Origin of the sequence: Enterococcus dispar ATCC 51266 (assembly GCF_000406945.1) — a bacterium.
Taxonomy (GTDB): Bacteria; Bacillota; Bacilli; order Lactobacillales; family Enterococcaceae; genus Enterococcus_C; species Enterococcus_C dispar.
Genome location: NZ_KE136354.1, coordinates 442,169 through 454,004, shown reverse-complemented (window position 1 = coordinate 454,004; position 11,836 = coordinate 442,169). Strand labels below are relative to the sequence as shown.

The 11,836-nt window shown below is 42.8% G+C and carries 4 protein-coding genes, 14 tRNA genes and 3 rRNA genes; 1 reads left to right on the top strand and 20 read right to left on the bottom strand.

Annotation, left to right across the window (positions count from 1 at the left end; genetic code table 11):
* Window positions 1–105: 105 nt before the first annotated feature.
* A complete protein-coding gene (locus tag RK01_RS02310) occupies window positions 106–1,257 on the top strand; it encodes a hydroxymethylglutaryl-CoA synthase (protein ID WP_016171678.1) in 1,152 nt (383 codons plus the stop codon).
* 53 nt (window positions 1,258–1,310) lie between these two features.
* Here RK01_RS02310 and hisS read toward each other — a convergent pair whose 3' ends face one another.
* From hisS to RK01_RS02210, 20 genes are all read right to left on the bottom strand, one after another.
* Window positions 1,311–2,594, bottom strand: a complete 1,284-nt coding sequence (gene hisS, locus RK01_RS02305; protein ID WP_016171677.1) for a histidine--tRNA ligase — start codon at window positions 2,592–2,594, stop codon at window positions 1,311–1,313.
* Window positions 2,595–2,687: 93 nt separating this feature from the next.
* Window positions 2,688–2,993, bottom strand: coding sequence for a nucleotide pyrophosphohydrolase (locus RK01_RS02300; RefSeq protein WP_016171676.1), 306 nt, complete (start codon window positions 2,991–2,993; stop codon window positions 2,688–2,690).
* Window positions 2,994–3,195: 202 nt separating this feature from the next.
* Window positions 3,196–3,268: transfer RNA gene (locus RK01_RS02295), tRNA-His, on the bottom strand.
* A gap of 58 nt (window positions 3,269–3,326) precedes the next feature.
* Window positions 3,327–3,410: transfer RNA gene (locus tag RK01_RS02290), tRNA-Leu, on the bottom strand.
* Window positions 3,411–3,434: 24 nt separating this feature from the next.
* Window positions 3,435–3,505, bottom strand: a tRNA-Cys gene (locus RK01_RS02285).
* Between the two features lie 40 nt (window positions 3,506–3,545).
* A tRNA-Gln gene (locus tag RK01_RS02280) sits at window positions 3,546–3,617 on the bottom strand.
* An 8-nt stretch (window positions 3,618–3,625) separates the two neighbouring features.
* Window positions 3,626–3,698: transfer RNA gene (locus RK01_RS02275), tRNA-His, on the bottom strand.
* A 13-nt stretch (window positions 3,699–3,711) separates the two neighbouring features.
* Window positions 3,712–3,785: transfer RNA gene (locus RK01_RS02270), tRNA-Trp, on the bottom strand.
* An 11-nt stretch (window positions 3,786–3,796) separates the two neighbouring features.
* A tRNA-Tyr gene (locus RK01_RS02265) sits at window positions 3,797–3,877 on the bottom strand.
* A 1-nt stretch (window position 3,878) separates the two neighbouring features.
* Window positions 3,879–3,954: transfer RNA gene (locus tag RK01_RS02260), tRNA-Phe, on the bottom strand.
* 16 nt (window positions 3,955–3,970) lie between these two features.
* Window positions 3,971–4,046: transfer RNA gene (locus RK01_RS02255), tRNA-Asp, on the bottom strand.
* An 8-nt stretch (window positions 4,047–4,054) separates the two neighbouring features.
* Window positions 4,055–4,127: transfer RNA gene (locus tag RK01_RS02250), tRNA-Val, on the bottom strand.
* A gap of 13 nt (window positions 4,128–4,140) precedes the next feature.
* Window positions 4,141–4,212: transfer RNA gene (locus RK01_RS02245), tRNA-Glu, on the bottom strand.
* Between the two features lie 10 nt (window positions 4,213–4,222).
* Window positions 4,223–4,311, bottom strand: a tRNA-Ser gene (locus RK01_RS02240).
* 43 nt (window positions 4,312–4,354) lie between these two features.
* Window positions 4,355–4,428, bottom strand: a tRNA-Asn gene (locus RK01_RS02235).
* A gap of 6 nt (window positions 4,429–4,434) precedes the next feature.
* Window positions 4,435–4,550 (bottom strand): 5S ribosomal RNA (rrf, locus tag RK01_RS02230).
* 80 nt (window positions 4,551–4,630) lie between these two features.
* A 23S ribosomal RNA gene (locus RK01_RS02225) occupies window positions 4,631–7,545 on the bottom strand.
* 178 nt (window positions 7,546–7,723) lie between these two features.
* Window positions 7,724–7,796 (bottom strand) — tRNA-Ala (locus tag RK01_RS02220).
* An 85-nt stretch (window positions 7,797–7,881) separates the two neighbouring features.
* Window positions 7,882–9,441, bottom strand: a 16S ribosomal RNA gene (locus RK01_RS02215).
* The 16S, 23S and 5S rRNA genes sit together here with 14 tRNA genes alongside, the layout of an rRNA operon.
* Before the next feature lie 911 nt (window positions 9,442–10,352).
* On the bottom strand, window positions 10,353–11,831 hold the full coding sequence (locus tag RK01_RS02210; RefSeq protein WP_195516277.1) for a HAMP domain-containing sensor histidine kinase: 1,479 nt from the start codon (window positions 11,829–11,831) through the stop codon (window positions 10,353–10,355).
* Between the last annotated feature and the right edge of the window lie 5 nt (window positions 11,832–11,836).

Sequence of the window (11,836 nt, the reverse complement as noted above, 5' to 3'; positions counted from 1 at the left end):
AATAATTTTTTCGTCAAAATGCTTTTTTTGTGCTACCTTATAAGAGCAAATGTGACTACGCATGTAACACATCCAAAGAGAAATTATCAAGATAGGGGTTTGTTTATGAATGTTGGAATAGATAAAATCAGCTTTTTTGTACCACCTTTTTATATTGACATGGCGGAGTTAGCCAATGCACGTAATGTTGATCCTGGTAAATACTTAATAGGGATTGGCCAGTCGCAAATGGCAATTGGACCAAGTAGTCAAGACATTGTTACTTATGCGGCTAATGCCGCAAGCAAAATTTTAACCCAAGAAGATAAAGACGCAATTGATTTAATTATCGTAGGAACCGAATCTAGTTTTGACGAATCAAAGGCCAGCGCGGTCGTTTTACACCGTCTTTTGGGCATTCAAGAATTTGCGCGCTCATTTGAAATTAAAGAAGCCTGCTATGGAGCAACTGCTGGATTAGAGGCTGCAAAAAATCACATTCGACTTCACCCAAAAAGTAAAGCACTCGTTATCGCTGCTGATATCGCACGGTATGGTTTAAATAACGGCGGGGAACCAACGCAAGGTGCTGGTGCTGTCGCTATGATTATCAGTAGTAAACCAAAAATTTTAACTTTAAGTGATGATACAGTCAATTTAACTCAGGATATTTATGATTTTTGGCGACCAACAGGCCATACTTATCCTTTAGTTGACGGTCCTTTATCTAATGAAACTTACATTAATTCGTTTAAAAAAGTTTATACTCGCTATGAAGAATTGTATCAAAAAAGTTTTGCTGATTTTGCCGCACTGACTTTTCATATTCCTTACACTAAAATGGGGAGAAAAGCGTTACAATCTGTCTTACCACAAGCAACACAACCAGATCAAGAGCGGCTATTAGCACGTTATGAAGAAAGCATTACCTATAGTCGTCAGGTAGGAAACCTTTATACGGGATCTTTATACTTAGGCCTAATCTCACTTTTAGAAAACAGTACATTCTTGCGTCCAGGGGACAAACTAGGTCTTTTCAGTTATGGTTCAGGAGCAGTTTCACAATTTTTCACCGGTACACTCCAACCAGACTATAAAAAACACCTATTACCAGATTATCACCAAGATTTATTAGCAAATCGAATAAAATTAAGCATTCCTGCTTATGAAGAAATGTTTAAAGAAACTGTTGATTACGATGCAACAACTACTTTTGAAGACGAATTATCTTTTAGTCTCACCAAAATTGAAGATAATATTCGCTTTTATCGTAGCTAAATAAAAAAGGCGCCACGTCAACAGTTTCCAATATTGACGTGGCGCCTTTTTTATTAATTTATATAATTTTTAAAGTAGTTATCTAAATCCGAAACTGCAATTTTTTCTTCCGTTCCTTTTTCCATATCTTTAATAACCACTCTTTGCTCTTCTACTTCATTATCTCCAATTACCACGACTAATTTTGCTCCTAATCGATTAGCCGTACGGAATTGTGCCTTCAGCTTGCGAAAATCAACATCTCTTTCACAGATTAATCCGGCATGCCGTGCACTTTGCGCTACAGCTTGTGCCAAAACATTTCCTAATTGATCCATACAAGCTACGTAAACGTCGATACTTTCATCGACAGGTATTTCCTTTCCTTCTGCTTCAATAGCAATCAGCGCTCTTTCTATACCTAATGCAAAACCAAATCCTGTATCTTTTTCAATTGGACCACCAAACTCGCTAATTAAGCCATCATAACGACCGCCAGCACAAATTGTAGTTAAAACACCGCCAAATCCTTTTGCTTCACTCATAATTTCAAAAACGGTGTGATTATAATAATCTAGCCCACGTACCATACGATGATCCACTACATAAGGAATATTTAAAGCATCTAGCATTCCTTTTACTTCATTAAAGAAAGTAGCACTATACTCATCTAAATAATCTAAAATAGAGGGCGCCTTTTCCACAATTACTTTATCTTTTTTATCTTTACTATCCAATACACGTAATGGATTTTGATGTAGTCTTCGTTTAGAGTCCTCACTTAATTGCTCTTCCACAGTTTCCAAATACGTAATCAAAGCATCGCGATAACGCATGCGACTTTCCTTGTTGCCTAAAGTATTAATGACCAGCTTCACATGACTCACACCAAGTTGTTGATAGAAAGCTAATGCCATTGCCATCGTTTCTACATCTGTAGCGGGATTTTTGCTACCAATAACTTCAACGCCAATTTGGTGAAATTGACGCAACCGGCCAGCTTGTGGGCGTTCATATCGAAACATTGGTCCCATATAATATCCTTTAAAAGGATTCACGTATTCTGGTCCAAATAATTTATTTTCTACATAACTACGAACTAAAGGTGCTGTACCTTCTGGACGCAAAGTAATATGACGTTCTCCCTTATCATAAAAATCATACATTTCTTTTGTTACGATATCTGTTGTTTCCCCAACGCTTCTGGCTACGACTTCAAAGTGTTCAAAAATCGGCGTCCGTAATTCTCTAAAATTATATTCACCAAAGACCTTGCGCGCAGTATCTTCTATATATTGCCATTTAGCAGAACTACCTGGCAAAATGTCCATGGTTCCTTTTGGTTTTTGATATTTCATCAAATAACTCCCTTCAAAGATATTCAGAAATACTATATCACTTTCTGTGATGGGTTACTAGTTTGAATCTGTACCCATTGTCTTTTTACATTATTATTTAGTAGGTTTCGGATATTTAATAGCGTTTTTGTCTAGCTTTTCAGCAATAATATCATTAATATCAAAACCTAAATTATCAGCCAACATGTAACTGTAAATTAGCACATCTGCTATTTCTTCTTTTAAATGCTCCTGCTCAAGATTTCCTTCTTCAGAAGTTTTCCATTGATATATTTCTAGTAATTCGTTAGCCTCTAACGAAATTGATAATGCTAAATCTTTCTCATTATGAAAAGGACGCCAATTTCTTTCATCGCGAAACTTATTAATTTTTTTGAGAGTCTCTTGTGTATCACTCATTATTTTTCCTTCTTTCGTCTAATCTATCCTTGTCATTTTAATACAAAAAATACTTTAAAACAAAAATAAATTGGACAGTTTTAAGACAATATCTATAACTGATTCCTACTAATATTTCCTATAATAACGAGGTCAAAGTACACTATATTCAATAGTAAAATAGCAAAAAAAGACCCAACAAATTTTGCTGAGTCTTCATTAGGGCGAACGATGGGAATCGAACCCACGAGTGCCGGAGCCACAATCCGGTGCGTTAACCACTTCGCCACGATCGCCATCGTGCTATTTAATTTCAAATAAAAAACTAAGATGAAATAACATCTTAGCTTTTTATACCGGCGGCCGGGGTCGAACCGGCACGCCCGTGAGGGCACTGGATTTTGAGTCCAGCGCGTCTGCCAATTCCGCCACGCCGGCATGTATAACGTATTAGTAGTACTAAGGCGCTAACCGGATTTGAACCGGTGATGAAGGTTTTGCAGACCTCTGCCTTACCACTTGGCTATAGCGCCATTATACTATTATAACAGATATGATTTCAAGAGAAATCAACTGGGGTAGCTGGATTCGAACCAACGCATGAGGGAGTCAAAGTCCCTTGCCTTACCGCTTGGCTATACCCCAATATAAAGGGCGAACGATGGGAATCGAACCCACGAGTGCCGGAGCCACAATCCGGTGCGTTAACCACTTCGCCACGATCGCCGTAATAAATTAATGGCAGGGGCAGCAGGAATTGAACCCACACTAACGGTTTTGGAGACCGCTGTTCTACCTTTAAACTATGCCCCTATTAAAGAAAATGGAGGAGAGTGGATTCGAACCACTGAACCCTAAGGAACGGATTTACAGTCCGTCGCGTTTAGCCACTTCGCTACTCCTCCATGGTGGCGCGGGACAGAATCGAACTGCCGACACATGGAGCTTCAATCCATTGCTCTACCAACTGAGCTACCGAGCCAATTTAAAATTTATAATGGCGGTCCCGACGGGACTCGAACCCGCGATCTCCTGCGTGACAGGCAGGCGTGATAACCACTACACTACGGGACCACACTATATGGGGGTTAACGGGTTCGAACCGCTGACCCTCTGCTTGTAAGGCAGATGCTCTCCCAGCTGAGCTAAACCCCCAGTTAAATTTTAATGATCCGTACGGGATTCGAACCCGTGTTACCGCCGTGAAAGGGCGGTGTCTTAACCACTTGACCAACGGACCAGTCAGAATACGGAGAGTAAGGGATTCGAACCCTTGAGACAGCGTTAGCCATCTACATGATTTCCAATCATGCTCCTTCGGCCTCTCGGACAACTCTCCAGAGTGAAAGAAGCTCAATACTCTTTCCTCAAATAATTGAGAACTCCGGCAGTAGGACTCGAACCTACGACATCATGATTAACAGTCATGCGCTACTACCAACTGAGCTATGCCGGAATAACCGCGTGGCGACGTCCTACTCTCACAAAGGGAAACCCTTCACTACAATCGGCGCTAAGAAGCTTAACTTCTGTGTTCGGCATGGTTACAGGTGTATCCTTCTCGCTATCGCCACCACACTATTTAATTAAAGTGAATGTTATTCACTCAAAACTGGATCTTGAAGGGGATCAAAACTCTTCCGAGTTTTCTTTTAACTTTGGTTAAGTCCTCGATCGATTAGTATCAGTCCGCTCCATACATCGCTGTACTTCCACTCCTGACCTATCTACCTGATCATCTCTCAGGGATCTTACTTTCTTTAAGAAATGGGAAATCTCATCTTGAGGTGGGCTTCACACTTAGATGCTTTCAGCGTTTATCCCTTCCCTACATAGCTACCCAGCGATGCCTCTGGCGAGACAACTGGTACACCAGCGGTAAGTCCATCCCGGTCCTCTCGTACTAAGGACAGCTCCTCTCAAATTTCCAACGCCCGCGACGGATAGGGACCGAACTGTCTCACGACGTTCTGAACCCAGCTCGCGTGCCGCTTTAATGGGCGAACAGCCCAACCCTTGGGACCGACTACAGCCCCAGGATGCGACGAGCCGACATCGAGGTGCCAAACCTCCCCGTCGATGTGGACTCTTGGGGGAGATAAGCCTGTTATCCCCAGGGTAGCTTTTATCCGTTGAGCGATGGCCCTTCCATGCGGAACCACCGGATCACTAAGCCCGACTTTCGTCCCTGCTCGACTTGTAAGTCTCGCAGTCAAGCTCCCTTCTGCCTTTACACTCTGCGAATGATTTCCAACCATTCTGAGGGAACCTTTGGGCGCCTCCGTTACCTTTTAGGAGGCGACCGCCCCAGTCAAACTGCCCATCTGACACTGTCTCCCACCACGATTAGTGGTGCGGGTTAGAGTGGCCATAACACAAGGGTAGTATCCCACCATTGCCTCAATCGAAACTAGCGTCCCGATTTCTACGGCTCCTACCTATCCTGTACATGTGGTACAGACACTCAATATCAAACTACAGTAAAGCTCCATGGGGTCTTTCCGTCCTGTCGCGGGTAACCTGCATCTTCACAGGTACTAAAATTTCACCGAGTCTCTCGTTGAGACAGTGCCCAAATCGTTACGCCTTTCGTGCGGGTCGGAACTTACCCGACAAGGAATTTCGCTACCTTAGGACCGTTATAGTTACGGCCGCCGTTTACTGGGGCTTCAATTCGTACCTTCGCTTACGCTAAGCACTCCTCTTAACCTTCCAGCACCGGGCAGGCGTCAGCCCCTATACTTCATCTTTCGATTTTGCAGAGACCTGTGTTTTTGATAAACAGTCGCTTGGGCCTATTCACTGCGGCTGACCTTGCGGTCAGCACCCCTTCTCCCGAAGTTACGGGGTCATTTTGCCGAGTTCCTTAACGAGAGTTCTCTCGCTCACCTTAGGATTCTCTCCTCGACTACCTGTGTCGGTTTGCGGTACGGGCCGTTGTCTTCTCACTAGAAGCTTTTCTCGGCAGTGTGACATCAGAAGCTTCGGTACTATTATTTCCCTCCTCATCACAGCTTGTCCTTATAGAAATAAGCATTTGACTCATCTCAAGACTTACTGCTTGAACAGACATATCCATCAGTCTGCACTTCTTAGCCTCCTGCGTCCCTCCATTGCTCAAACAAATACAACGGGTACAGGAATATCAACCTGTTGTCCATCGCCTACGCCTATCGGCCTCGGCTTAGGTCCCGACTAACCCTGAGCGGACGAGCCTTCCCCAGGAAACCTTAGTCATTCGGTGGACAGGATTCTCACCTGTCTTTCGCTACTCATACCGGCATTCTCACTTCTAAGCGCTCCAGCAGTCCTCACGATCTACCTTCAACGCCCTTAGAACGCTCTCCTACCAATACACCTTACGGTGTACTCCACAGCTTCGGTAGTATGTTTAGCCCCGGTACATTTTCGGCGCAGGGTCACTCGACTAGTGAGCTATTACGCACTCTTTAAATGGTGGCTGCTTCTGAGCCAACATCCTAGTTGTCTGTGCAACCCCACATCCTTTTCCACTTAACATACATTTTGGGACCTTAGCTGGTGGTCTGGGCTGTTTCCCTTTCGACTATGGATCTTATCACTCACAGTCTGACTGCCGAATATAAATGAATGGCATTCGGAGTTTATCTGAATTCGGTAACCCGAGATGGGCCCCTAGTCCAAACAGTGCTCTACCTCCATCATTCTTCACTTCGACGCTAGCCCTAAAGCTATTTCGGAGAGAACCAGCTATCTCCAAGTTCGTTTGGAATTTCTCCGCTACCCACACCTCATCCCCGCACTTTTCAACGTACGTGGGTTCGGTCCTCCAGTGCGTTTTACCGCACCTTCAACCTGGACATGGGTAGATCACATGGTTTCGGGTCTACGACTACATACTCATTCGCCCTATTCAGACTCGCTTTCGCTGCGGCTCCGTCTCTTCGACTTAACCTCGCATGCAATCGTAACTCGCCGGTTCATTCTACAAAAGGCACGCTATCACCCATTAACGGGCTCTAACTTGTTGTAGGCACACGGTTTCAGGATCTATTTCACTCCCCTTCCGGGGTGCTTTTCACCTTTCCCTCACGGTACTGGTTCACTATCGGTCACTAGGGAGTATTTAGCCTTGGGAGATGGTCCTCCCGGATTCCGACGGAATTCCTCGTGTTCCGCCGTACTCAGGATCCTCCTAGGTGCCTTCCAAATTTCGTCTACGGGGTTTTTACCCTCTTTGACTGACTTTTCCAAGTCATTCGACTATCTGAAAGAACTACCATATCGGAGTCCTACAACCCCAAGATGCAAGCATCTTGGTTTGGGCTGTTCCCTTTTCGCTCGCCGCTACTTGGGGAATCGATTTTTCTTTCTCTTCCTGCAGGTACTTAGATGTTTCAGTTCTCTGCGTCTACCTCGTATACGCTATGTATTCACGTATACGTAACATCCTATAAAAGATGTTGGGTTCCCCCATTCGGAAATCTCTGGATCATAGCTTACTTACAGCTCCCCAAAGCATATCGGTGTTAGTCCCGTCCTTCATCGGCTCCTAGTGCCAAGGCATCCACCGTGCGCCCTTATTCACTTAACCTTATAAGACCTTACGGTCTGGTTTTGAGCAGTTCTTCTAGCGATAGAAGCTTACTCAAGAAAATAAGCAATTGAACTTATTAAAAAACTCATTCAACGCGGTGTTCTCGGTTTGTTTTGATTCTTTTCTTCAAGTATCCAGTTTTCAATGAACAAATTCTGACAACCAATGTTGTCAATGGAGCCTAGCGGGATCGAACCGCTGACCTCCTGCGTGCAAAGCAGGCGCTCTCCCAGCTGAGCTAAGGCCCCATGGTACTTTTAAGTTGAGAGTAAACCTCTCAAAACTGAACAAAGGCAAGTTGACAAACTGTGTAGTCTCCGTAATATTCCTTAGAAAGGAGGTGATCCAGCCGCACCTTCCGATACGGCTACCTTGTTACGACTTCACCCCAATCATCTATCCCACCTTAGGCGGCTGGCTCCAAAAAGGTTACCTCACCGACTTCGGGTGTTACAAACTCTCGTGGTGTGACGGGCGGTGTGTACAAGGCCCGGGAACGTATTCACCGCGGCGTGCTGATCCGCGATTACTAGCGATTCCGGCTTCATGTAGGCGAGTTGCAGCCTACAATCCGAACTGAGAGAAGCTTTAAGAGATTAGCTTAGCCTCGCGACTTCGCAACTCGTTGTACTTCCCATTGTAGCACGTGTGTAGCCCAGGTCATAAGGGGCATGATGATTTGACGTCATCCCCACCTTCCTCCGGTTTGTCACCGGCAGTCTCGCTAGAGTGCCCAACTAAATGATGGCAACTAACAATAAGGGTTGCGCTCGTTGCGGGACTTAACCCAACATCTCACGACACGAGCTGACGACAACCATGCACCACCTGTCACTTTGCCCCCGAAGGGGAAGCTCTATCTCTAGAGTGGTCAAAGGATGTCAAGACCTGGTAAGGTTCTTCGCGTTGCTTCGAATTAAACCACATGCTCCACCGCTTGTGCGGGCCCCCGTCAATTCCTTTGAGTTTCAACCTTGCGGTCGTACTCCCCAGGCGGAGTGCTTAATGCGTTTGCTGCAGCACTGAAGGGCGGAAACCCTCCAACACTTAGCACTCATCGTTTACGGCGTGGACTACCAGGGTATCTAATCCTGTTTGCTCCCCACGCTTTCGAGCCTCAGCGTCAGTTACAGACCAGAGAGCCGCCTTCGCCACTGGTGTTCCTCCATATATCTACGCATTTCACCGCTACACATGGAATTCCACTCTCCTCTTCTGCACTCAAGTCTCCCAGTTTCCAATGACCCTCCCCGGTTGAGCCGGGGGCTTTCACATCAGACTTAAGAAACCGCCTGCGCTCGCTTTACGCCCAATAAATCCGGACAACGCTTGCCACCTACGTATTACCGCGGCTGCTGGCACGTAGTTAGCCGTGGCTTTCTGGTTAGATACCGTCAAGGGATGAACATTTTACTCTCATCCTTGTTCTTCTCTAACAACAGAGTTTTACGATCCGAAAACCTTCTTCACTCACGCGGCGTTGCTCGGTCAGACTTTCGTCCATTGCCGAAGATTCCCTACTGCTGCCTCCCGTAGGAGTCTGGGCCGTGTCTCAGTCCCAGTGTGGCCGATCACCCTCTCAGGTCGGCTATGCATCGTGGCCTTGGTGAGCCGTTACCTCACCAACTAGCTAATGCACCGCGGGTCCATCCTCAAGTGACGCAAAAGCGCCTTTCAATTAATGAACATGAGTTCATTAATATTATGCGGTATTAGCACCTGTTTCCAAATGTTATCCCCCGCTTGAGGGTAGGTTACCCACGTGTTACTCACCCGTTCGCCACTCTTCTTTTTCCGGTGGAGCAAGCTCCGGTGGAAAAAGAAGCGTTCGACTTGCATGTATTAGGCACGCCGCCAGCGTTCGTCCTGAGCCAGGATCAAACTCTCATAAAAAGTGTTTGAACAGTCAAAAGACTGTTAAGCTCAATAAAATTGATTCTTTGCTAGCTATTGCTTGCATGTTGTTTGCTTCTATAAAAGAAGCATCCTACACATTGGTTCGTTTGCTTGCTTTGTTCAGTTTTCAAAGGTCTACATAAGCTGTTAAAAGAATGTATTTAGAAATTGTCGCGCTAAGGAGAAATCATTTGAAGTTGTTTTCAAACTTCGGATGATTTTGACTTATTGCCGTCATTCCTCATTCATTTAACTTACTTGATCGTCGCTTTTTAAATGTTTCAGCAACTCTTATATCTTATCAGCTGACGTTTTGTTTGTCAACTGTTTTTTTCAAAAAGTTTTGAAAACTTTTTGAAATGATATTTCAGCAACGCGCTTTTTAATAACAGCGACTTTGTTAGTTTAACATCTCAAAACCTAGATGTCAACAACTTTTTTACGTTGTTTTATTAGTTGTAAATAACAACTTTCAGAAACAACTTAATTAGAATATCATGTCCCATTCTCAACGTCAAGTAAAATTATCAACTTTTTCTCAAAACGTTTTATTCATTCGGAACAAATATTAATATAGCAATTCTGAATATAAAAAGCAACAAAAAACAACAAGAAATCCTGATTTTTTTCATGTCCGAATTTTAATTTTATAATCTAAATTGATAAAGCATTTCCATACAGAAAACACCGTACAATCGAATACCAAAATCACTAATCATTCGCTTAATTTTCCCCTCTGAATTCTTATATGAGCAAGAGGCATCGTTACAGCGTAAAACAAATTGCAAAAATTATATATGCAAAATAAAAAACCCAACTAGCTAGATTGCTTTTCGTGGATAACAACAAGAAAAACGACCTATTCATAGTTAGGTATTATACTAATAAAGTATGATTACAATAGATATTTATTGAATCGGGATATAAACTTTAAAGACAGTTCCTTGACCTACAACACTATCAACTGTTACCTCACCTTTGTAACTATCAATTAGTTGCTTAGCAATCGACAACCCTAAGCCATTTCCCCCTCTGGTTCGTGCACGCGCTTTATCCACCCGATAAAAACGATGAAATATTTTTTCTAAATCTTCTGGTGCGATTCCTTCACCGAAGTCTTGGATATCAATTTCAAAAAATCGTCCACTATTGCCTATCTTCAAGTGTACCTCTTTTCGCTCAGCAGAATATTTCACTGCATTATCCAAAATAATAATAATAATTTGTTCAAAATGATTGCGATAAATAGCCAGTGTTTCTTCTTGCGTTAAATCATCATCTAAAGTAAACGTAAATTCTGGATAAAGCATTTTAAAATTATTAAAAACTTGATAAGTCACTTCTTTTGCCTGTGTTACTTCATTAGCATAATGTAATTCCACTTGTTCAGCCCGTGATAAATCCAGCATCTCCTGTACTAGACTTTTCATTCGGCTAATTTCTTGTTGACTGGCAGTCAGGGCTTCGTCTAAAATTTCGGGATCATTTTTGCCCCAACGCTGTAACATGCTTAAATGACCTTCGATAACCGCTACAGGTGTACGTAATTCATGTGAGACATCTTCTACAAATTGTTTTTGTTGTTCAATGTACATTCGCATACGCTCCAACATATCGTTAAAGATTTCCGCCAAATCAGCTAATTCATCATCGGTCTCAATTTTGGGCATGTAGGCATCTGACTCGGGATCTTTTCGAATTGTATCCATCGTATCCCTTAATACTTTTAAAGGTTTTAAAAAATAGGTCGATAAAAAGAAACCTAAAAAACTCGATAGAATTAACGAAACCACTTCTAAAATAATTAAAGTTAATAATAGCTTACTACGTATTTCATAAAATGAAGATAACTCATAAAATGTCTGAGCATAACCAATTTTTTCTCTTGTTACTTTGGAAAAGATTGGATGAATAGATAAAAATCCCGTCAGACCATGCATGGTAATAATAGTGGGTTCTTTTCGTTTGGTTTGAACTAACTCAAAATTATTTTCATGTGTTTTTAAAATCGGCTCTTTTTCTAAATTGTAAACGTACAAATTCAATTGCTGTTGACCTAACTCCGAGACAAATTGGTCGAGTTTTAAAATATCGTTGTCCAAATAAGATATAGCTTCAGGAGTTCGATCCTCTTCAGAAATTTTGGCAATTGCAAAGTAGGCACTTTGGGTCGTTAATTCTTCTTGGCCATTCGCCAAGCGAGAAGTAACCTCGGAAATAACTTCTTCTACATTATGCCGTTCTTTTGCCACAATTAAATTAATAGAGGATTTATACGTAATAACAGCAAAAATCGTAAAAACGATAAATATAAAGAAAGAACTTGCAAAGGCCCACTTAATGGTTAAAGACGGGCCTTTCAGTTCTTTGTTAAAAGTTTTATTCATTTTGC